This is a genomic window from Pseudomonas sp. GOM7 (genome assembly GCF_026723825.1).
Classification (GTDB): Bacteria; Pseudomonadota; Gammaproteobacteria; order Pseudomonadales; family Pseudomonadaceae; genus Aquipseudomonas.
Genome location: NZ_CP113519.1, coordinates 3,444,447 through 3,466,375, shown reverse-complemented (window position 1 = coordinate 3,466,375; position 21,929 = coordinate 3,444,447). Strand labels below are relative to the sequence as shown.

Sequence of the window (21,929 nt, the reverse complement as noted above, 5' to 3'; positions counted from 1 at the left end):
ATGTTGCTGCGGATGTATCCGCGATTTCGCGGCGCAACCGGGCTTGAACGTTCATGCGTAGCCGGATGAAATCCGGGGGATGGCTGCTGTGCTCCCCGGATTTCATCCGGGCTACGGTTGAATGCTCGCGGCTAAAGCCGCTCCTGCAATATGCGGCGGTAAGCGAAAAAACATAGCGAAATAACTTGCACGGCTGGCAGTGGCGCGGCAGCCGGTTAGACTCCGCCTCTACCGAGAAAAAGGGGCTGATCATGACCGTGCTGTTACGTGCTCTTCCATGGTTGTTGCTGGGGTTTTTCGTTTTACCAGCGAGTGCAGCCGAAGGGCCGATGGTCGAGGTCGTCCCCGTGCGGCAAATGGAGGTGCGCGACGAGCTGGTGACCTTCGGTTCGTTGCGCTCCGACGAGTCGGTGATGATCCGGCCGGAAGTGGAGGGGCGCCTGGCCACCCTGCATTTTCGCGAGGGTCAGGCGGTCAGTGCGGGTGATCTGCTGGTCAGTCTCGATGATGCCATCACCCGCGCCGAGTTCGCCCAGGCCCGCGCCAACCTCGATCTCGCCGAGAAGAATCACCAGCGCACGCAGATGCTGTTCCAGCGCGGTGCCAGCAACGCCCAGGCGCTGGATGAGGCGCAGAGTCAGCTACAGGCCGCCCGTGCCAGCCTGGCCCTGGCCCAGGCGCGCCTGGACAAGACCCAGATCAAGGCCCCGCACGACGGTGTGCTCGGCCTGCGCCAGGCCAGCGTCGGCGACTACCTCAGTGCTGGGCAGAACATCGTCAATCTGGAAGTGCTCGACCCGCTCAAGGTGGACTTTCGCATCCCGCAGAAGGCCGTGGCTCAGGTGCGCCTTGGCCAGGCCGTGGAAATCACCCTCGACACCTACCCGGATGAGCGTTTTCGCGGCGAGATCTATGCCCTCAATCCGCGCCTGGACGAAGCCGGACGCAGCCAGGCGATCCGTGCCCATATCGACAATGCCGATCGGCGCCTGCGCCCCGGTCAGTTCGTGCGGGTGTCGGTCATCCTCGAGGAGCGCCCGAACGCTCTGGTGATCCCCGAGGAGGCGGTGATGCCGCAGGGCGACAAGCTGCTGGTCAATCTGCTGGTCGATGGCAAGGTCGAGCGGCGCCAGGTGCTGCTGGGCAAGCGCTTCGACGGCCTGGCGGAAGTGCGCGAAGGCCTGCAGGGCAACGAAACCGTGATCAGCGCTGGTTGGCAGCGCGTGCGTGAGGGGCTGGCCGTGCGCAGCAAGAGCGGAGAGCGCCAGCCGTGACCCTGTCGGACATCTGCATCCGCCGCCCGGTGTTCGCCACCGTTCTGTCGTTGATCGTGGTGCTGCTGGGGCTGATGGCCTACGACCGCCTCAACGTGCGTGAGTACCCCAATATCGACGTGCCCATCGTCACCGTGCAGGTCACCTATCCCGGCGCCAGCCCGGAGATCATGGAGTCGCAGGTAGCGCAGCCGGTGGAGGATGTACTCTCCGGCATCGAGGGGTTGGACTTCGTCACCTCCATCAGCCGCGCGGAGAACACTCAGATCACCGCGCAATTTCGTCTCGGCCGCAGCGCCGACGAGGCGGCCAACGACGTGCGCGATCGCCTGGGACGGGTGCGCAGCCTGCTGCCGGACGAGGTGGACGAACCCATCGTGCAGAAGGTCGAGGCCGACGCCCAGCCGGTGATCTGGATCGCCTTCCACAGCCAGCAGCACAGTGCCATGGAGATCACCGATGTGCTGGAGCGGGTGATCAAGGATCGTCTGCAGACCATTCCCGGCGTATCCGAGGTGCAGGTGCGCGGCGCGCGCACCTTTTCCATGCGCATCTGGCTGGATCCGGAAAAGCTCGCTGCGCACAACCTCACCGTGCAGGACGTGGAGGATGCCCTGCGTCGGCAGAACGTGGAGATCCCGGCCGGGCGCATCGAGTCGCGCGAGCGTGAGTTCAGCGTGCTCTCGGAAACCGATCTGCGCACCCCGGAGCAGTTCAACGAGTTGATCCTGGATGACTCGCAAGGTTATCTGCTGCGCCTGTCCGATGTCGGCCGCGCCGAGATCGGCCCGCGTGACGAGCGTAGCGTAGTACGCTTCAACGGCCTGCCGGCGGTGACCCTGGGCCTGGTCAAGCAGGCCACGGCCAACCCGCTGGATATTTCCGACGGTCTGGCTGCCGCCTGGGATGACGTGCAGAAGCTGTTGCCCGACGGCATGCAGATGACCGTGGCCAACGACAACTCGCAGTTCATCCGCGAATCCATCGACAACGTCTTCACCACCATCTGGGAAGCGGTGGCGCTGGTCATCCTGATCATCTTCATCTTCCTGCGTTCGTTGCGCGCCACGCTGATTCCGCTGGTGACCATCCCGGTGTCGCTGATCGGCGCCTTCGCCCTGATGTCGCTGATGGGCTTTTCCATCAACACCCTGACCTTGCTGGCCATGGTGCTGGCCATCGGCCTGGTGGTGGACGATGCCATCGTCATGCTGGAGAACATCCACCGCCATATCGAGGCGGGGATGAAGCCCATGCAGGCAGCCTTCACCGGCAGCCGTGAGATCGCCTTCGCGGTGATCGCCATGACCCTGACCCTGGCTGCGGTGTTCGCCCCCATCGGCTTCATGCAGGGCACCACCGGCAAGCTGTTCACCGAATTCGCCTGGACCCTGGCCGGTTCGGTATTGGTGTCCGGCTTCGTTGCCCTGACCCTGACGCCGATGATGTGCGCGTTGCTGCTCAAATCGCACCAGCACGAGCCGCGTCATGGCCGCGTGTACAACCTGATCGAAGGTTTTCTCGATGGCCTGACCTATGGCTACAAGGGCAGCCTGCAGCGCGCCCTGCAGGCCTGGCCATTGGTGTTCGGTATATTGCTTGGCGCCTTCGTGCTCTGCGCCTGGCTGTTCGGCGGCCTGCGTTCGGAGCTGGCGCCGACCGAGGACACCGGCACTATCGTGGGTGTGTTCAACGGCCCGGACGGCGCCACCATCGACTACACCGCGCGCTATGCCCGCGAGGTGGAGGCGGCCTACGCCAGCATCCCGGAGACCAACCGCTATCTGGTGGTGGCGGGCTTCCCCACCGTGGCCCAGGGCATTTCCTTCATGAAGCTGGAGGACTGGGGGGAGCGTGCGCGCAATCAGTTCGAGATTCGCAACGAACTGCTACCCAAGCTGCAGGACATCGCCGGCATGCGTGTCACGCCGGTCAACCGTCCGCCGCTGGGGCAGAGCGCGCGCAACCAGCCGATCAACTTCGTCGTCCGTTCCTCCATGGAGTACGCCGAATTGCAGGGGTACGTCGACCAGCTCATGGAGCGCATGCGCGGCTACCCCGGGGTGGAGGGGCTGGACAGCGACCTCAAGCTCAATGCGCCGCAGTTGCAGATCGTGGTCAATCGCGAGCAGGCCGCAGCCGTGGGCACCGACGTTTCGGTGATCGGTCGCAGCCTGGAGAGCCTGTTCGGCAGCCGCCAGGTCACCCGTTTCAAGCAGAATGGTGAGCAGTACGACGTGCTGGTGCAGTTGCAGGAGCTCGACCGCAGCAACCCGCAAGACCTGAACCGCGTCTACGTACGTGATCGGGAAGGGGGCATGGTGCAGCTCTCCAACCTGATCGAAGTGCGCGAGACGGTGGCGCCACGCGAGCTCAACCACTTCAACCAGTTGCGTGCCGTGACCATCAGCGCCAACGTCGGTGCCGGCTACACCCTGGGCGAGGCGTTGACTCATCTGGAGTCGGTGGCGCGCGAGGTATTCCCGCCCGAGACGCAATATGACTACACCGGCACCTCGCGTGACTTCAAGGAATCCAGCTCGGGCATCCTGCTGATCTTCGCCCTGGCGCTGGCCTTCATCTTCCTGGTACTGGCGGCGCAGTTCGAGAGCTTCAGCGACCCGCTGATCATCCTCTTCAGCGTGCCTCTGTCGATGGCTGGCGCCTTGCTGGCGCTGAAGCTGTTCGGCGGCACCTGGAACATCTACTCGCAGATCGGCCTGGTGACCCTGATCGGCCTGATCACCAAGCACGGCATCCTGATCGTCGAGTTCGCCAATCAGCTACTGCGCGAAGGCAAGGCGCTGCGCGAGGCGCTGGTCGAAGCGTCGGTGCAGCGCCTGCGACCGATCCTGATGACCACCGGCGCCATGGTGCTGGGTTCGCTGCCGCTGGCCATCGCCACGGGAGCAGGCGCGGAAAGCCGCCAGCAGATCGGCCTGGTGATCGTCGGCGGCTTGCTGGTCGGCACCTTCTTTACCCTCTACGTGATTCCGACGCTGTACCTGCTGCTGCGCCGCTGGGCGCCGCTGCGTACGGTGGAGGTGTAAAGCCGTAGTCCGGATGCAATCCGGGATGCCGGGTGCAGCCTTCCCGGATTGCATCCGGGCTCCAAAACTGCAGCCTGCGGCCCGTCGGGTTGCTGATCGCTCCTATGAGTGGTCTGCAGGGTGCTTCGCGGGTGCGACGTGGCGGCCAACCGGCTAAACTCGGCCGGTTTTTCGCCACCCTGGATTGCGCACCATGCAGCACCCCGCCGAACACTCCCCGCTGGGCAAGTCCAGCCAGTACATCGCCGAGTACAGCCCCGAGCTGCTGTTTCCCATCGCTCGTACCACCAAGTGGGCGGAGCTGGGCCTCGATGGCGCCAACCTGCCATACCGGGGCGTGGATTACTGGAACTGCTACGAGCTGTCCTGGCTGCTGCCTTCCGGCAAGCCGGTGGTGGCCATCGGCGAGTTCGCCATCCCGGCCGACTCGCCGAACATCATCGAGTCGAAATCCTTCAAGCTCTATCTCAATTCGCTGAATCAGACGGCTTTCGCCACCTGGGACGAGGTACGGGCCACGCTGGCGCGGGATCTCTCGGCCGTGGCCGGCAAGCCGGTGGCGGTGCGTCTGCGTTCGTTGGCGGAGGTAGCGGATGAGGGCGTGGCGAGGCTGCCGGGCCAGTGCATCGACGAGCTGGATATCAGCGTCAGCCAGTACGATCATCCGCAGCCGGAACTCTTGCGTTGCGACATCGGGCGCGTGGTGGAGGAGAGCCTGCACAGCCATCTGCTCAAGTCCAATTGCCCGGTCACCGGCCAGCCGGACTGGGGCAGCCTGGTGGTGCAGTATCGTGGGGCGGCGTTGGATCACGCCAGCCTGCTGGCCTACCTGGTGAGCTTCCGCCAGCATGCCGACTTTCACGAACAATGCGTGGAGCGCATCTTCCTCGATCTGCAGCGTCTGCTGCAGCCGCAGTCATTGACCGTCTACGCCCGTTACGTGCGCCGCGGCGGGCTGGACATCAACCCGTACCGCAGCACCGGGGCGATCACGCCGGAAAACGCCCGCCTGCCCCGCCAGTAGAGGCATGGCCCTTGAGGCTTGCAGCTTGAAGCTTGCCGCTCAAATTCCCATATTGGCCAGACTTTGCATGATGTTGCGCAGGGTGCCGGCGAGGGTAGGGTGGCTGGCCTCGAAACGTTCCACCGCCAGGTTGACACCGTCGACCAGGGTGGCGTCGGGGGCTGCTGCGGCTTCGCGAGCCAGTTGCACCTCGATCTCCTGAGTCAACAGATACAGCGATGCCCGCTCTTCTTCACTGAGCGGCGTGTCCTGGGCCAGGTGTTGGTGAAGGGCTTCCAATTGCTGCTGCAGATCGTTTGCTGGCATAGAGTGCTCCTTGTCCAATGGGCTTAGGCATTGACCCCAGGCGATGCTGGAAGTTTTCAACCTGCCTTTCAAGGGTAATCCAAGCGCGGTAGCTTTGCCTGATTCGGGTCAAGCCTTCAGGGCTTTTCGCCCTTGCTCCGGCGCATGCCGATATCTTCCAGGCTGGCGCCGATTTCGCCCAGGTGATCCACCACCGAATGCACGCCCAGGCGATAGAGCTGCAGGGTGGCTTCGGCGCGCAGGCGCTCCCGCTCGCTGGCCGTCAGCGCCTGCCAGTCGGCCGGGGCCTGGCCGCACAACGGGCCGCAGACGGCCAGGCCGATGGTCCAACAGCCAGCGTTGAGGCCGGCCTGCAGCAGCAACGGGTGGCTAGCGATGAGGATGCAGCCATCCAGGCGTTCGACACCCAGTTGGCTCAGGGCTTGCCAGCAACTGTCCGGCGCCGGCCAGGGTCTTGAGTGGCGCGTCAGCACGGCTCTGATGGAGGTTGGCAGGTGTTCGGCCAGCAACAGGCTGGCATCACCTGGCAGGGCATCTAGCCAGGCGCAGGGGATGCCGCTTCTATCCAGGCCTTGCAGCAGCTCTTGGCTGCCGGGGGTGAGTTGGGCATAGGGGGCAGCCACTTCGCTAAGGGCCTGCTGCAAGGCCTGCAGTTGCGCACTCGTTGGCGCCTGACCGAGCAGCTCGGCCAGAGCCAGCTCTGGCGTGCTGGTAGGGCTGGGTAGTGTGTGCTCCGGGTAGAGGCGCTGCAGCGCGGTTGGCAGGGTGCGTGCGCCGAAGTCGACCAGGCAGCCGGAAAGCTCGAACAACAGAGCGGTAGGGGGGGAATGTGGCATGAGAGCATCCGTGACAGGGGCCAGGATCACTCTAGCCCTGCCGGATGACTGAAAGGTGACGGTCAGATGACAGCGAGCAGGGCGCGCAGATGTTCCGGCAGCGCGATGGGGCGGGCGCTTTCATGATCGACCCACACCAACTTGCAGTAGCCTTCGCCATAGAGCGTATGTGGGTCTTCCAGCGTGCTCAGGCGATGCTCGATGACCAGGCTACTGCGCCCCACCGTGCCGGCGCGCAGTTCCACCAGCACGGTAGCCGGGTGCACCACGGGTTTCAGGTAGGTGTGCTGGGTTTGCAGCACCACCGGGCCTTGCGCCGCGCCACTCATGGGGATGCAGACACGCTCGAACCAGGCGACCCGGGCTTCTTCCAGGTACTGCATGTAGAGGATGTTGTTGACGTGCCCATAGCTGTCCATGTCGCCCCAGCGCACGGGAATCGTGGCGGTGTGTAGCAGTGGCTTATCGGTCATCGCCAATCTCCGCTATGCTGCCCAATCTGGGCTTCAGGTTTTATACTGCGCGGCTTTCAGGCCGCTGGTGCGGCTACCTTTTCCTCAAGGAGAGAATCAATGCATGTGAACGGTGCTCGCTGGATGGCGCGCCTGGGCAGCCTGATGCTGCTGGTCGGTGCGCTGCTGCCTGGCATGGGTCAGGCCGCCACGGAAGAAGACCCCTGGGAGGGCTTCAATCGCGCCATGTTCCGCTTCAACGATACCCTCGACACTTACGCGCTCAAGCCCGTGGCGCAGGGGTATCAGGCCGTCACGCCGCAATTCCTCGAGGATGGGGTGCACAATGTCTTCGGCAATATCGGCGATGTCGGCAATCTGGCCAACAACCTTTTGCAGGGTAAATTGCATGACGCCGGCGTCGATACCAGCCGTCTGATCTTCAACACCACTTTCGGCCTGCTGGGTTTCTTCGATGTGGCCAGGCACATGGGCTTGGCCAAGAGCGACGAGGATTTCGGCCAGACCCTCGGCGTCTGGGGCGTCGACAGCGGCCCGTATCTGGTCATTCCCTTCCTCGGCCCGAGCACCGTGCGCGATGCGGGTGGTCGTGTACCGGATAGCTTCCTCACGCCCTATCCCTACATGGATCACGTCCCCACCCGCAACGTGACGCGTGGCGTGGAGGTGATCGATACCCGCGCCAGCCTGCTGAAGGCCGAGCGTCTGATCAGTGGCGACAAGTACACCTTCATCCGCAACGCCTACTTGCAGACGCGCGAGTTCAAGATCAAGGATGGGCAGGTCGAAGACGATTTCTGATTGCTGTGAACATGAAAAAGGCGGCTTCGAGCCGCCTTTTTCGTTGCCAGGCGTTTCAGCTCATCGAGATGATGGCTAGGCCCAGGGATTGCCGGCCGTCACCCAGGTCGCTGACGCGCACCACTTCGGCCTCGGCATCCAGGCCTGCCAGTTCGTTGTGGTCGGATGGGATGTGCACACGCACCTTGCTGCCCATGGTGAGCTGCACTTCGGCCTCGATTTGCATGCCGGTACTCGACAGATCCAGGCACATTGCCGGTGTTTCACCGCCAGCATGGTGCAGCGTAACCGGTGTTTCCAGCCGCATGCGGATGAAGTCGCGCTTCTCGCTGTACGCTCGATCGTTCTGACTCATGGACGCTGCCCTCTGCTTGTGTTTTGTCCTACCGGCCCTTATAACCCCCGCCGATTTACCCTGTAAAGCCACCGAACGACGACCGGCACCGGCTTGAATCGCCCGGCGGATGGGAGTACCGTCTGCCCCTTGAAATTGCCCTGGCACCCCTTTCGCGGCGCTGCGCCTTGGCTGCAATCCTATTGCTCCGGCGCAGTTTGCCTGGATGACCCATGCACAAAACCAGTGCCACTTTGCTGATCATCGACGACGACGATGTCGTGCGTGCAAGCCTCGCGGCCTATCTCGAAGACAGTGGTTTCGAGGTATTGCAGGCCAACAACGGCCTGCAAGGGCTGGAGGTGTTTCAGCAGGCCAAGCCCGATCTGATGATCTGCGACCTGCGCATGCCGCAGGTCGACGGCCTTGAACTCATTCGCCGAATCAACGCCATGGGCGTCGAGGTACCGGTCATCGTGGTGTCCGGTGCTGGCGTGATGAGCGATGCGGTGGAGGCGCTACGCCTCGGTGCCGCCGATTACCTGATCAAGCCCCTGGAAGACCTGGCCGTGCTTGAGCACTCGGTGCGCCGTGCGCTCGACCGCTATCGCTTGCGCCAGGAGAACCAGCGTTACCGCGAAGAGCTGGAAGCGGCCAACCGTGAGCTGCAGGCCAGCCTGCACCTGCTGCAGGAAGACCAGAACGCCGGTCGTCAGGTGCAGATGAACATGCTGCCGGTAACGCCCTGGCAGGTCGACGACCTGAACTTCGCCCACCAGATCATCCCGTCGCTGTACCTGTCCGGTGATTTCGTCGACTACTTCCGCATCGACGAACGGCGTATCGCCTTCTACCTGGCCGATGTGTCCGGGCATGGCGCTTCCTCGGCCTTCGTCACCGTGCTGCTCAAGTTCATGACCACGCGTCTGCTCTACGAGTGGCGCCGCGGCGGCACCTTGCCCGAGTTCAAGCCCTCCGATGTGCTCGGGCACATCAACCGTGGCCTGATCAACTGCAAGCTGGGCAAGCACGTGACCATGCTTGGCGGGGTGATCGACCAGGAGAAGGGCACCCTGACCTACAGCATCGGTGGACATCTGCCGCTGCCGGTGTTGTTCGAGAAGGGCCAGGCGCGCTACCTGGAGGGTCGTGGCTTGCCGGTGGGCCTGTTCGAGGAGGCCGAGTACGGCGATCTGGTGATGGAGCTGCCGGAGGCGTTCAGCCTGACCTTGCTCTCCGACGGCATCCTCGATCTGTTACCGGGTGCTACGCTGAAAGAGAAGGAACTGGCGCTGCCTCAACTGGTTAGCCAGGCTGGCGGTACCTTGAACGGGCTGCGTCAAGTTCTCGGTCTGGCCAATCTGGGCGAGATGCCGGATGATATTGCCTTGCTGGTGTTGAGCAGGAACCTTGCATGAACCCTGGGATGAGCCCCGGTCGTATCCAATTCGCTGAGCAGGATGGCACGTTCGTCCTCAAGTTCGTCGGGGAAGTTCGTCTGACGCTGTGCTCGGCACTGGATGCCACGATTGAAAAGATTTTTACCGCGTTGAATTTTTCGGCCATCGTCATCGACCTGACCGAAACCCGCAGTATCGATAGCACCACCCTTGGCCTGCTGGCCAAGCTGTCCATCCTGTCGCGGCAGAAAGTTGGCCTGCTGCCCACCGTGGTGACCACTCACGACGACATCACCCGGCTGTTGCAGTCCATGGGCTTCGATCAGGTATTCAATATCGTCGAAGGCCCCGCGCCCTGTCCTGAGTGCCTGGACGATCTGCCCTCGCAAGATCAGTCCGAGGAAGTGGTGAAGGCCAAGGTACTGGAGGCGCACCGTATCCTCATGGGCCTGAACGATTCCAACCGCGCCGCCTTCCACGATCTGGTCAACGCGCTGGAGCGGCACTGAGTTTTTCCCGCGTAGGGTGCGCTGTGCGCACCGATTCTCGTACAGCGAGCGATTGGTGCGCACGGCGCACCCTACGGAGTTGAAAAGGGGCGTCAGCTTGGCTGACGCCCCTTTTCGTTCAAGCCTTGGCGGCCAGCAGCGCTTCGAGCTTTTCCTGATCGCGGGCGAACTGGCGGATGCCTTCGGCCAGCTTTTCGGTGGCCATGGCGTCTTCGTTCAACGCCCAGCGGAAGGCACTTTCATCCAGGCTCTGGCGCGGCTCGCCAGTGGCGCCCGGAGCGAGCTGGCGCTCGAGCGCGCCTTCGTCTTCGGCCAGTTGCTGCAACAGCTCGGGGCTGATGGTCAGGCGATCGCAACCGGCCAGCGCCTCGATCTGGCCGATATTGCGGAAGCTCGCACCCATCACCACGGTGTCGTAGCCATTGGCCTTGTAGTAGTCGTAGATGCGCGTGACCGATTGCACGCCCGGATCCTCGCTGCCTGCGAAGTCACGACCTTCGGCCTTCTTGTACCAGTCGTAGATGCGGCCGACGAACGGCGAGATGAGGAACACCCCGGCATCGGCGCAGGCCTGGGCCTGGGCGAAGGCGAACAGCAGGGTGAGGTTGGTCTGGATGCCGGCTTTCTCCAGTTGCTCGGCAGCGCGGATGCCCTCCCAGGTCGAGGCGATCTTGATCAGCACGCGCTCGCGGCCGATGCCGGCCTTCTCGTACAGGCCGATCAGGCGTTCCGCGCGGTTCAGGGTGGCGGCGGTGTCGAACGACAGGCGCGCATCCACTTCGGTGGAGATACGCCCCGGAATGACCTTGAGGATTTCCTGGCCCACGGCCACGGCGAAATGGTCGCAGGCCAGGCCTAGGTCACCCTGGCTGGCGCCGACGGCCTGGCTCAGCAGGTCGGCGTAGCGGGGCAGGGCCGCGGCCTTGAGCAGCAGCGAGGGGTTGGTGGTGGCGTCCACCGGTTGCAGGCGGGCGATGGCGTCGAGATCGCCGGTATCGGCGACCACGGTGGTGAATTGCTTGAGTCGTTCCAGCTTGGAGGTCATGACGGAGCCTTGTCGTTGCGGATGCACTGACCATACCCGAGGCGCTGCGCGCGCTCAACGGTCAGCCTGCCGAGGAAGTTCATCGGTGCCGATGGTGCTTTTGGCCTGCTCGTTCGTCTTTGTATAAGACGGCGCATGAAATGCGCCTGGGTCGGTGGAGCCGACCTTCAACGAGCAACCCAGGAGCCCGAACATGTCGACCCAGACCCCGCCTTCTCGTTCAATCGCCAGCGTGCCGGACAACCAGCGCTGTCGGCAATGGCTGCAGGCTGCCGGGCTGCGCTTCAGCATGCCGCGCCTGAAGGTGGTGGAGATGCTGCATGGGGCTGGCGAGCAGGGGCTGCCCAGCCGTGAGCTGCACCGCCGCCTGAGCGAGGCGGGCGAGCCGCTGTCGCTGGTCAGCGTGCGCCAGGTGCTGCGGCGCATGCAGACGCACGGCCTGGTCGAGGCTACCGGGCGTAGCCGCTATCGCCTGAGCGTCGAGGGTCAGTGCCCGCGCAGCAGCTCGGCGGCCTGATCGAACAGGCCCAGTGGATCCTGCACCTTGTTCAGGTCGGTCGACAGCAACTGACGAAAGCGCCGCGCGCCTGGAAAGCCCTGGGCAAGGCCCAGCACATGACGGCTGATATGGTGCAGGTTGCCGCCCTCGCGCAGGTGCTGCTCCACGTATGGGCGCATGGCGAGCAGGGCGTCCAGGCGGGTGATGCCGTTGCCTGCCGCGCCGAACAGGCGCTGATCCACCTGCACCAGCAGGTAGGGGTTGTGGTAGGCCTCGCGGCCGAGCATCACGCCATCGAAGGTCTGCAGGTGCTGCTCGCATTCCTCCAGGGTCTTGATGCCGCCATTGAGGATGATCTCCAGGTCGGGGAAGTCCTGCTTGAGCTGTGCCGCCACGTCGTAGCGCAGCGGCGGAATCTCGCGGTTTTCCTTGGGCGACAGCCCTTCGAGGATGGCGATGCGCGCATGCACGGTGAAGCTGCGGCAGCCGGCCTCGCGCACCTGGCCGACGAAGTCGCACAGCTCGGTATAGCTGTCGCGGCCATTGATACCGATGCGGTGCTTGACCGTCACCGGGATGCTCACGGCGTCCTGCATGGCCTTCACGCAGTCGGCCACCAGCGCCGGATGGCCCATCAGGCAGGCACCGATCATGTTGTTCTGCACCCGGTCACTGGGGCAGCCGACGTTCAGATTGACCTCGTCGTAACCCTGTTCCTCGGCCATCTTCGCGCAGGTCGCCAGGTCCTGCGGGTTGCTGCCGCCCAGTTGCAGCGCCAGCGGGTGTTCGCACTCGTTGTAACGCAGGAAGCGCTCACGGTCGCCATGGATCAGCGCGCCGGTGGTGACCATCTCGGTGTAGAGCAGGGCATGGCGTGACAACTGGCGCAGGAAGTAGCGGCAGTGGCGATCCGTCCAGTCCATCATCGGCGCTACGGAAAAGCGGCGGGACAGGGCAGGGCGCGTGGTAACGGGGAGGGTGGCTGATTCTGGGAACATTCTGGTACGTCTGATGTAAGGCAGTCTGCGCCCGTTTTGCTTTTCCTGCCTGCGTCAGGCCAGGTGGCGATGGTCAGGAAGCGCGAGCGCAGAGGGCGTAGACCCGCATGAGGTGCGATGGCGTGCAAGTCTATCAGGAAAGCCTGGCATGCGATCGGCAGCAGAGGGCCGGGGCCTCTATGCTGCCGACCAGATGTACTCCCATGACCGTTTCGGCCTTGCCGCGGCGATGGTCATGGACTCCCTTCACCCTGTGCTGATGGAGGTAGAACTCTTGCCGTTTTCGGCTGGCTCGGTGCTGCTGCCGCCCTGTGGGTAGATGCGTGCCACGCAGAAGGCACATAGCGCCAGTACAGCCGGGCACAGGGCCAGTATGGCGAAGCTTCTGACCACCGGCAGACCGCTGTTGAGTACATAGGCGCCCAGCAAGGGGCCGAGGATCGAACCGATCTTGCCCACCGAGGCGGCCCAACCCGCGCCATTGGCGCGAATCGCGCTGGGGTAGAAGATCCCGGCGATACTGGTGATCCCGTAGTGGCTGCCTTTGACGAAGATCGCTCCGATCAGGCTGAGTGCGATGAAGGCGTTACCCTGCAATCCGGCAACCCCCAGTACCAGCAGGAAGGGCAGTGACAACAATGGGTAGACCATCACCGCATAGGGCCCCTTGCGGTCGACGAAGCGCATCAATACCAGGCCGGCCATGGCTCCGCTGAAGGATGCGAAGGAACTCACCCAGAAGGCTGTGCCACGATCGAAACCGGCGTAGGTGTAGACCAGCGGACTCCACGAGGCAAGAAAGTACATGGCCATGGAGCTGACCCCGAAGCCGATCCAGAGCATCGGGGTGACCCATTTCAGTTTCCCGGCGAATAACTGGCCGACCCGGAAGGAGCGCTGGCCGAGATCGACTTCGTCGCTAAGGGTGTAACGGTCATCCGCGCGCAGCTCCAGGTCGGGATCGAGACGCTTGAGGATGTTCGCGACCTTCTCCGGCTGTCGCTGCTTGCTAACCAGAAACCGGACTGACTCGGGCAGGGTAAACAGAAGCAGTACGGCAGAGGCCAGGGTGGCGCCACCGCCGAGCAGGAACACGCTTTGCCAGCCGAACCGCGGTGCCAGCCAGACGCTTAGCGGGCCAGCCATGGCGCCGCCCAGGCTGAAACCGACCATGATGATGGTCACCACCGTGGCGCGATAGCGTCTGGGCACGAACTCGATGTTCAGTGCCCAGCACAGCGGCAGCATGGCACCGAGCGCGAAGCCATTGCAAAAGCGCAGAGCCAGCAATGCCTCATAGCTGTTGGCCAGCGCGAACAGCAGCGTCAGGAAGCCGAAGGAAAAGGCCGAGAGGATGATGGTGGGGCGGCGACCGATACGGTCGCCCAGATAACCGAAGAAGAAACCGCCGAGCATCATGCCGAACAGGCCAATGGAAAACACATTGCCCAGTTGCAGCTTGCTCAGCCCGATGTCATCGGCCATGTAGGACGCGGTGTGCGACAGCATCAGCAGGTCGAAGCCATCCAGAAAGGTGATCAGTATCGAGACGGCAATCACCCCGTAATTGAAGCGCGTGAGTGTGCGGCCCTCGATCAGGGCGGCGACATCGAGGGTGCGTGGAGTTGTCATTGTTGTTCTCCTTGAGTAACTGGCCCCGTGCAGGCGGGGCCAGGCGCATCGATCACCAGAATTTCAGGGTGTAGGCGACGATCAGGCGGTTCTCGTCCAGGTCCTGGGTCAGGCCGTTGCCGGAGCGGAAGGTGACATTGCGCCAGCGCATGTTGACCCCCTTGAGCGGGCCGCTCTGGATGACGTAGCCGATGTCGGTGTCGCGTTCCCATTCCCGGCCGTTGCGAACCGCGCCGCTATGGATGTCGCTGCCGGCAACGTAGCGCGTCATGAAGTACAGGCCGGGAATTCCCATGCCGACGAAGTCGTACTCGTAGCGCAGTTGCCAGGATTTTTCGTTGATCTTGGTGAAGGGGTTGTAGGTCACCAGATTGGCGACGTAAGGCGTGCCGGTATCGATGACCGGGAATGCGCTGTCACCGGAGAGCCGTTGGAAGGCGGCAGCAAAACGGTGGAAGCCGACGCTGAGGGTGAACATGCCATTGATGTTGCGGTTATCGATCCTGCCTGCCTTGCCGGCGCCGATGTCGCGGCTGTCGAAGTAGCGCAGGTCGGTTCGCAGGCTCAGGTCGTCGCCCAGTGGCAGGGTATGCACGAGCCCGGCGAACTGCTGGCGATAGATGTCGTCGAGTTCGCCGTGGTGGTAGCGCAGGGTCAGGTTCGGCTTCAGTTGGTAGTCACCGCCGAACATGTCCAGGTGTGAGCTGCTCTGGCCCGCATAACTGATGTCATCGTTCCCCGATGAGTCGCGGCCATTGGCATGGGTCAGGCGGCCAGCCGTGAAGGTCAGCTTGTCGATTTCCTGGGAGGTCAGCAGTGTGCCGGTGAAGGTCGAGGGCAGCAGGCGGGTGTCGCTGTAGTAGGCCAATGGCAATACTGGCAGCAGGGTGCCGACGCGTAGTTCGGTTACCGAGAAGCGCATCTTGCCGGTCAGGCCCAGTTCACTGTAATCGTCTACCGGCTCCTGGTTGTTCGGCCCGAAGGGCAGCAGTCCGGTGCCTCGTCGTCCACGACCGGAGTCGAGCTTGATGCCCAGCTCGGCCAGCGCATCGACCCCAAAACCGATGCGTCCTTCGCTGTAACCCGAGTTGAATTGCGCGATGAAGCCTTGCGTCCATTCTTCGGCTTTTGCCTGGGCTGCACCGCTTTGTCGGAAGTCGCGGTTCAGATAGAAGTTGCGCGTGGTCAGACTGGCCGTGCTGTCTTCGATGAAGTCGGCGTTGGCCGGCAGCGCGATGCTGAGCAGAGCGCTGGTAGCAAGGCTCAGAGCGGGGGCTGAGAGCATCATCTTCCTGATCATTGTTGTTGGTCTCCAGGAGTTGTCGGGGTGAAACACGGGCATGAGCGCTCCCGCTCGCGCCGTGGCGACGCGATGGGAGAACGAACTTGGGTTTGCCGGAAGAGGCCGGCGTGGGATTCAGGTGTGCGAGGCTGCCGAGAGCGGCTGGGCAGGGGGATGCCTGTCGACGATGCGTCCGACGATGAAGGCGCACAGGGCCAGGATGGCTGGGCAGATCGCCAGGATCAGGAAGCTCTTGACCACCGGCAGGCCACTGTTGAGCACATAGGCACCGAGCAATGGGCCGAGGATCGAACCGATCTTGGCGATCGATGTGGCCCAGCCGGCGCCATTGGCACGGATGGCGCTGGGGTAGAAGATCCCCGCGATGCTGAGAATGCCGTAATGGCTGCCTTTGACGAACACCGCGCCGACCATGCTGAGGGCCAGGAACGCGCTGCCCTGCATGCCCGTGATGCCGAGCACCAGCAGAAAGGGCAGGGCCAGCAGTGGGTAGATCATCACCGCGTAGGGGCCACGGGTGTCCACGAAGCGCATCATGACCAGGCCTGCGAGGGCGCCGGTGAACGAGGCGATGGAGCTGACCCAGGAGGCGGTCGCCCGGTCGAAACCCGCGTAGGTGTAGACCAGCGGGCTCCAGGAAGCGAGGAAGTACATGGCCATGGAGCTGGCCGAGTAGCCGATCCAGATCATCGGCGTGATCCATTTCAGCTTGCCCAGGAACAACTGGCTCACGCGGAAGTTCTTGCTGCCCACGTCGACTTCGTCGAGCAATACGAAGCGATCGTCAGGACGCACGTCAACGTCTGGATCCAGACGCTTGAGAATGCCTGCGATCTTTGCCGGGTCGCGGCGCTTGATTGTCAGGAAACGCACCGACTCGGGCAGGGTGAACAGCAGCAGGACGCTGGCCAGCAGGGTCATGACGCAGCCGAAGACGAACACCCCCTGCCAGTCGATGTGGGGCACCAGCCAGACCGTGAGCGGCCCGGCCATGGCGCTGCCAAGGCTGAAGCCGACCATGATGATGGTGACCACCGTGGAACGATAGCGTTTGGGCACGAACTCGATGTTCAACGCCCAGCACAAGGGCAGCATGGCGCCCAGTGCGAAGCCATTGAAAAAGCGCAGCACCATCAGGGACTCGTAGCTGTTGGCCAGCGCGAACAGGAGGGTCAGCACGCCGAAGGAGAACGTGGAGAAGATGATGGTCGGGCGGCGCCCGATACGGTCGCCCAGATAACCGAAGAAGAAGCCGCCGAGCATCATGCCGAACAGGCCCACGGAGAAGATCTCGCCGAGTTGCAGCCTGTCCAGACCGACTTCATCGGCGATGTAGGAGGCGGTATGCGACAGTACCAGCAGGTCGAAGCCATCCAGAAAGGTGATCAGTACCGATACGGCGATCACCACGTAGTTGTAACGCGTCAGCTTGCGGCCCTCGATCAGGGCGGCGACATCGATTGTGCGTGGTTGTGACATTGTTATTCTCCACAGCGCTGCGATTTTGTTGTTTTTAAGGCCCGGCAGCCAGGCCGCCGGGCGTCAGCCGTTACTGCAGGTTGAAACTGAGGCGCTCGCGCAAGGCCGCCGTTGGTACATCGCTGACCTTGCCGTGGCGGCCCGCCAGATCCAGGGCATGCGCGGCAGCCGCCCCCATGGCGATGCAGGGGCCCATGACCCGTATGCTGGACAACGCAGCGGCATCGGCGTCGACACAGCGCCCGGCCACCACCAGGTTTTCACTGCCTTCTGGCAGCAGGCTACGCAGCGGCACGCTATGCACGTGATCATCGCCGAAAGGCTCCCACTGATAGCCGCTGGCATCGCCATGCAGCTCCACAGGCCAGGAGGTCAGCGCAACCGCATCGGGGAAGCGCGTGGCAGCCCGCACCTCATCGCAGGTCAGATGATGCTGGCCGACGATCCAGCGGGTCTGGCGGATGCCCGGCAGCGCGTATGCGCGAACCCGCGCCTGGCCATAAACCTCGGGGTATTCGGCCTTGAGAAAGTCGATCACCTTGTCCACCTGCCGGCGCCCCTCGATGGCCACATGGGAGGCGGCCACCGGGTCGAGCGGCGTTTCGATGTGGGTCATGTTGAAGGCGGCCGTGCCGCGCCCGGGGAACTGGAAGAACAGGCCATCGTCGCGTTCGATGCCATAGGCCCTGGCGCGTGCCTTGACCCGCTCGGTGAAGGCTTCACGGCTGGGCAGATGAGTTTCGTCGATGTGCTCCATGACGAACATCTGCGTGCCGTAAATGGGGGTGTCGGGCTCGCGGCAGGCGAACCCTGCGTTCCAGGTCAGGGCGGCATCGCCACTGGCATCGACGAAGCCGTCGGCATCCACCTGAACATCGCCATAGCGTGTGGCTAGCTGTACCTGGCACAGGCGATTGCCTTCGCGCACCACATCGCGCAGCACCGCCCCCAGCACCACGGTGATGCCGGCATCGAGGATCTGCTGGCCGATCCAGCGGCCCAGCGCCACCTCATCGTAGTAAACCACGGTGGTCAGCGGGCCGACCTTGTGGTGCAGGTCACCACTGGCGCCGAGGTCACGGAGGATGCCATCGGCAATGCCGTGAGTCAGTTGCCGACGATTCGGGCCATTGGAAAACAGGCCGCAGAAGGTGCCGATGATCGAGCCGACAGCCTGGCCGCCGAGCATGGGCAGGGCATCGAACAGGACGACGCGCTTGCCCAGGCTGGCCGCTTCGAGCGCGGCGGAAACCCCGGAAATCCCGGCGCCGGCGATGCAGATGTCGGCCTTGAGGCGTTGCGCCTGCGGGGCCTGGTCACGGCGAACCGTGCGAATGATATGAGTCATGAATACCTACCTTGCACTGAAAAAAGAGCAGCCGAATCCACCGCCTGCACCAAGCAGGTGAAAAGAAGGAGAGGCTGTTTGAAGTGGAGCCTTCAGGGCTCCGAACTGGCGCCTTCAGGCGCCTGGGGTGTTCGTCGGGCGGCGAGGTGTCGCGGCGTGACCTCGACGGTGCCGGCGTCGGCGTCTACCCGGACCCAATCGCCGGTGCGGATGCGGCGTAGCGGGTCGTCATCGAAATCGGTCAGGGCAGGGGCGTGTACCACCACCGCGCCCAGGGCCATCTTCGCGGTCATCTCGTTGAACAGCATGGCGCCAGGCGCCATGCCGGCGAGGCGGGCGATGTGAAACTGCGACGACCAGCCCGACGAGCCCTTGGCCCCGGGAAACACCAGCACCTTACCGGCAAAGCTGATGCCCTTGAGTTCATGCCGGGTCTCTATCACCGTGCCGCTGCGTGGGTCGATGCCACCCCAGCCAGAAATCCGGTCACGGGTCACCAGGGCCTCGCCCTCGAAGATGCCGCCGACCACCTTGCGGCCCTTGAGCGTGAAGGAATCGGTCATTGCAGAACTCCTCTCCAGCGCCCTTCGATGGCGGCCTGTACGCACTCCGCCGTGCTGCCGAACCAGGTCTCGATGCCCATGATCGCCGGCAGGTAATGCGCCTGCTTGGCCGAGTCCACCGCCGCCACCCGGGTGCCTTGAGGGATCACCCGACCGATGGCCGAGCAGGTATCGGTCATCAGGTGGCCGCCGGCGGCTTCGATGGTGGCTGTGTAGCCAGCCTGATCGGCGAGCTGCTTGATCGAGGCAGCGGTGAAGATCCAGAGCTCGGTGTTGGCGCTCAGGCGCTGGCCTTCGAGCAACTGACAGACTTCCCAGATCTGCTCCAGGCTGTAGTGCGGGCAGCCGAGCATGACGAAGTCCACCTGCGCATTGCGTGCGGTGATATTGACCTGCTCATAAGCCCAGCGCCGCTCCGCTTCACCGAAGCGCAGCACCGACTCGATCCGGCGCGTGCCGAAGGCCTCCTCGCGGGTGCGCGCTTCCGGGGTGACGCCGACCAGGTGATACATCTCCACGCCGCCGCTGGAGGCGGCCGCCGCGCCGAAGTGCTTGAGCCGTGCCAGGTTGGGCTGGTGGCGTATCCCTTCGATCACCGGGATCCGATCCTGCACCTGCTCGCCCACCCAGTAGCCGAACAGGCCCCAATCCGCTGTGCTGCTGAGGTCGATGTCGAGCTGGATCAGGTGGCTGCCACGACGATTCGCATCGATGTGCAGGCCCCAGTAGGGAATCTTGCCGGTGAGCATGGCCGCGCCGGTGCTTTCGCGGCCCTCGGCATTGGTACGCGCGCCGAGCACCGAGTTGATGTAGATCACCGCCGAGGATTCCATCCAGGCGCAATGCTCGCCTTTGACCGGCACGTTGCCGACCTGATAAGGCGTGCAGGTATTCAGCGGCTGCACGCCCAGGCCGCTGCTGTAGGCCTGGCCTTTTTCATAGATACGCACCACATCCTCGCTGACACCCTGCCGCGCCGCCTGCCGGGGATCGATGCCTTGCTGCAGGTGGCTGCTGAACACCTTGACCTTGGGGATCGGCACGACCTCGGCACTGTCCAGGTTGAACTCGCTGAACACCGCATCCATGCCGCCGTTGCGATCGCCATATTGGCGCAGAAAGGGAGTGGTGGCGCCAATGGTGCCGGCGACGTTGCGGGTGTCCACCAGGCATTCGGCGCCCAGGGCTTCGCCATAACGCAGCAGCAGATCCATGGCCTTGCTCACGGCCGGGCCCTGGGCGCCATCGAGCATGGCCTTTTCATCGTCGCGCAGTCTCATCGGCCAGCCTCCTGCTCGTCGCTGATATCCAGCGGCCTGATCAGGACGGCTCCATGCTCCATGCCTTTCACCGCGCCCCGGTAGATGTCCAGCCAACCGCCACCGAACTGCGCCGGTTGCGCCTGCCAGCGCTCGGCGCGGGCCTGAAGCTCGGCGGAGGCGATACGTGCATCGAGACGGTTGTGGTCCAGGTCGATGTCGATGATGTCGCCATCGACCAGCAGGGCCAGCGGGCCACCGACGGCGGCTTCCGGCGCCACTTCCGCCACCACCAGGCCCTTGCATACCAGGCCGGAAAGGTGGCCGTCGGTGAGCATCGCCACCTTGTCGCCGAGGCCCGCGCCGTCGATGGCGAACACCACGCGCGACGCGCCGCCGCCCATGGCCGGGCCGCCACGGACGCCGGCGCCGCGCATCACCACCACATGGCCGGGTTTGATGCGCCCTTGCTGCAAGGCGGCGAGGGCATCGGCCGAGCGCTCGAAACAGATCGCCGGCCCGCTGAAACGACGCATCTTGCTGGGATCGATGCCGTACTTGACGATGCCCGCCTGGGGCGCGATGTTGCCCTGCAGCATGACGATCGCCGGTTGGGTGGCGAAGGGCCGTTGCAGCGGCCTAATCACCTGATCATCGGCGATGGTCACTTCGCGCAGGTTGTCGGCAAGGGTCTTGCCGGTAACGGTCAGGGCATCACAGTGCAACAGCGGTTCCAGACTCTTGAGCAAGGCACGGCCGCCTCCCGCTGCTTCCATCTGTTCGATGCTGTGCTCACCCACGGGCCTGACGCCCACCAGTACCGGCACGCGCTTGCCCAGCTCGCGGAACAGGTCGTAGACATCGACATCGATGCCACCTTCGGCTGCGACCGCCTGCATGTGCTTGATGCAGTTCACCGAGCCTCCGGCGGCCAGTACGACGCTGACCGCATTGGCAAAGGCGCCGGGGCTGAGGATGTCGCGCGGCTTGAGGTCTTCTTCGACCATGGCCACGATGCGCTGCCCGGCCTGGCGCACGAAATCGAACATCTGCGGGCTGTTGGCGGCGATGGGCGAGCTGCCCGGCAAGGCCATGCCCAAAGCCTCGCAGACCAGATGCATGGAGTTGGCCGTGCCCATGCCCGAGCACACGCCTGGCCCCTTGATCGCGTTGCGCGCCATGCCCACCAGTTCTTCCACCGGCAGCTTGCCGGTGAGCGTATGCATGGAGCCGATGAAGACGTCCTCGATATCGACGTGCTGGCCGTTGTACTCACCACTGGGCTGGTAGCCACAGACCACCACCAGCGTCGGGATGTTCAGGCGGGCGGCGGCCATCAGTTGACCGGGCACCGTCTTGTCGCAAGAGGCCAGGCAGATCATGCCGTCGAGCTGGGCGCCTTCCACCGCCACCTCGATGTCGTTGGTGATCAGGTCACGCGCCGCCAGCATGTAGGCGCCGCCGGCACCGGCGCCGGTGATGAAATCGCTCGGCGCGGCGGTGCGAATCTCGAAGGGCAGGGCGCCGGCAGCGCGGATTGCCTGCTTGAGCTCGGCAGCGATGCCATCCAGGTGACTGAAGCAGATGGCCAGGTTGGAGGAGGAATTGACGATGGCGATTTTTGGTTTTTCCAGTTCGCTTTCGTCGATCCCCAAGGCTTGCCACTGTGCGGCGCGTACGGCCCACAGGTAAGAGCCATAGGGGAAATTGCTTCGCAGCTTCTTGGGCATTGTGTGCTCCGTTGTTCTTATTCTTGCAGCCAGGCCGTGGGTCACGGATGTCTTGTGGCGAGTCTA

The 21,929-nt window shown here is 63.8% G+C and carries 20 protein-coding genes; 7 read left to right on the top strand and 13 right to left on the bottom strand.

Features of this window, described 5'->3' with window-relative positions; all coding sequences use genetic code 11:
* Positions 1-251 precede the first annotated feature (251 nt).
* The 3 genes from OU800_RS15265 to queF all read left to right on the top strand — a co-directional run bounded on the left by OU800_RS15265 (position 252) and on the right by queF (position 5,348).
* The gene (locus OU800_RS15265; RefSeq protein WP_330221390.1) at positions 252-1,274 is read left to right on the top strand and encodes an efflux RND transporter periplasmic adaptor subunit; all 1,023 of its coding nucleotides are present in this window, start codon (positions 252-254) and stop codon (positions 1,272-1,274) included.
* Complete coding sequence (locus OU800_RS15260; protein WP_268178154.1) at positions 1,271-4,324, top strand: efflux RND transporter permease subunit; 3,054 nt, start codon at positions 1,271-1,273, stop codon at positions 4,322-4,324. Before OU800_RS15265 ends, OU800_RS15260 begins: the two co-directional genes overlap by 4 nt.
* 193 nt (positions 4,325-4,517) lie before the next feature.
* Positions 4,518-5,348, top strand: a complete 831-nt coding sequence (gene queF / locus OU800_RS15255) for an NADPH-dependent 7-cyano-7-deazaguanine reductase QueF (RefSeq protein ID WP_268178153.1) — start codon at positions 4,518-4,520, stop codon at positions 5,346-5,348.
* Positions 5,349-5,387: 39 nt separating this feature from the next.
* Here the strand turns inward: queF and OU800_RS15250 are convergent, their stop codons facing one another.
* The 3 genes from OU800_RS15250 to OU800_RS15240 all read right to left on the bottom strand — a co-directional run bounded on the left by OU800_RS15250 (position 5,388) and on the right by OU800_RS15240 (position 6,963).
* Positions 5,388-5,654: a DUF4404 family protein gene (locus OU800_RS15250; RefSeq protein ID WP_106736019.1), complete on the bottom strand. Its 267-nt coding sequence runs from the start codon at positions 5,652-5,654 to the stop codon at positions 5,388-5,390.
* A gap of 116 nt (positions 5,655-5,770) precedes the next feature.
* The gene (locus OU800_RS15245; protein WP_268178151.1) at positions 5,771-6,490 is read right to left on the bottom strand and encodes an HAD family phosphatase; all 720 of its coding nucleotides are present in this window, start codon (positions 6,488-6,490) and stop codon (positions 5,771-5,773) included.
* A 62-nt stretch (positions 6,491-6,552) separates the two neighbouring features.
* A complete protein-coding gene (locus OU800_RS15240) occupies positions 6,553-6,963 on the bottom strand; it encodes an acyl-CoA thioesterase (protein ID WP_268178150.1) in 411 nt (136 codons plus the stop codon).
* Between the two features lie 99 nt (positions 6,964-7,062).
* On the opposite strand from OU800_RS15240, the gene OU800_RS15235 reads away from it, so the two are divergent.
* Positions 7,063-7,764 (top strand): MlaA family lipoprotein, encoded by a 702-nt coding sequence (locus tag OU800_RS15235; RefSeq protein WP_442964707.1) that lies wholly within the window; start codon positions 7,063-7,065, stop codon positions 7,762-7,764.
* A 55-nt stretch (positions 7,765-7,819) separates the two neighbouring features.
* Here the strand turns inward: OU800_RS15235 and OU800_RS15230 are convergent, their stop codons facing one another.
* Positions 7,820-8,119 carry a PilZ domain-containing protein gene (locus OU800_RS15230; RefSeq protein WP_268178149.1) on the bottom strand — a complete coding sequence of 100 codons (300 nt, stop codon included), beginning with the start codon at positions 8,117-8,119 and terminating at the stop codon, positions 7,820-7,822.
* Between the two features lie 212 nt (positions 8,120-8,331).
* Between OU800_RS15230 and rssB the strand changes: the two genes are divergently transcribed.
* On the top strand, positions 8,332-9,516 hold the full coding sequence (gene rssB / locus OU800_RS15225; protein ID WP_268178148.1) for a two-component system response regulator RssB: 1,185 nt from the start codon (positions 8,332-8,334) through the stop codon (positions 9,514-9,516).
* A gap of 8 nt (positions 9,517-9,524) precedes the next feature.
* A complete protein-coding gene (gene rssC, locus OU800_RS15220; protein WP_268184339.1) occupies positions 9,525-10,007 on the top strand; it encodes an anti-sigma factor antagonist RssC in 483 nt (160 codons plus the stop codon).
* Positions 10,008-10,125: 118 nt separating this feature from the next.
* Here rssC and tal read toward each other — a convergent pair whose 3' ends face one another.
* Complete coding sequence (gene tal / locus OU800_RS15215) at positions 10,126-11,052, bottom strand: transaldolase (protein ID WP_268178147.1); 927 nt, start codon at positions 11,050-11,052, stop codon at positions 10,126-10,128.
* Between the two features lie 193 nt (positions 11,053-11,245).
* Here tal and OU800_RS15210 point away from each other — a divergent pair, with 193 nt between their 5' ends.
* On the top strand, positions 11,246-11,569 hold the full coding sequence (locus OU800_RS15210) for a transcriptional repressor (RefSeq protein ID WP_268178146.1): 324 nt from the start codon (positions 11,246-11,248) through the stop codon (positions 11,567-11,569).
* Here the strand turns inward: OU800_RS15210 and dusA are convergent.
* The 8 genes from dusA to ilvD all read right to left on the bottom strand — a co-directional run bounded on the left by dusA (position 11,539) and on the right by ilvD (position 21,863).
* Positions 11,539-12,549, bottom strand: a complete 1,011-nt coding sequence (gene dusA, locus OU800_RS15205; protein WP_268178145.1) for a tRNA dihydrouridine(20/20a) synthase DusA — start codon at positions 12,547-12,549, stop codon at positions 11,539-11,541. The two genes, OU800_RS15210 and dusA, sit on opposite strands and share 31 nt — an antisense overlap.
* Before the next feature lie 246 nt (positions 12,550-12,795).
* Positions 12,796-14,181: an MFS transporter gene (locus OU800_RS15200; RefSeq protein ID WP_268178143.1), complete on the bottom strand. Its 1,386-nt coding sequence runs from the start codon at positions 14,179-14,181 to the stop codon at positions 12,796-12,798.
* Between the two features lie 52 nt (positions 14,182-14,233).
* A complete protein-coding gene (locus OU800_RS15195; RefSeq protein WP_268178142.1) occupies positions 14,234-15,469 on the bottom strand; it encodes an OprD family porin in 1,236 nt (411 codons plus the stop codon).
* A 129-nt stretch (positions 15,470-15,598) separates the two neighbouring features.
* On the bottom strand, positions 15,599-16,963 hold the full coding sequence (locus tag OU800_RS15190; protein ID WP_268178141.1) for an MFS transporter: 1,365 nt from the start codon (positions 16,961-16,963) through the stop codon (positions 15,599-15,601).
* A gap of 70 nt (positions 16,964-17,033) precedes the next feature.
* On the bottom strand, positions 17,034-18,311 hold the full coding sequence (locus OU800_RS15185; protein ID WP_268178140.1) for an FAD-dependent oxidoreductase: 1,278 nt from the start codon (positions 18,309-18,311) through the stop codon (positions 17,034-17,036).
* Positions 18,312-18,403: 92 nt separating this feature from the next.
* Positions 18,404-18,874, bottom strand: coding sequence for an aconitase X swivel domain-containing protein (locus OU800_RS15180; RefSeq protein ID WP_268178139.1), 471 nt, complete (start codon positions 18,872-18,874; stop codon positions 18,404-18,406).
* Positions 18,871-20,154, bottom strand: coding sequence for an aconitase X catalytic domain-containing protein (locus OU800_RS15175; RefSeq protein WP_268178138.1), 1,284 nt, complete (start codon positions 20,152-20,154; stop codon positions 18,871-18,873). The genes OU800_RS15180 and OU800_RS15175 overlap by 4 nt, the downstream gene beginning before the upstream one ends.
* Positions 20,151-21,863: a dihydroxy-acid dehydratase gene (ilvD, locus tag OU800_RS15170; RefSeq protein ID WP_268178137.1), complete on the bottom strand. Its 1,713-nt coding sequence runs from the start codon at positions 21,861-21,863 to the stop codon at positions 20,151-20,153. The genes OU800_RS15175 and ilvD overlap by 4 nt, the downstream gene beginning before the upstream one ends.
* Between the last annotated feature and the right edge of the window lie 66 nt (positions 21,864-21,929).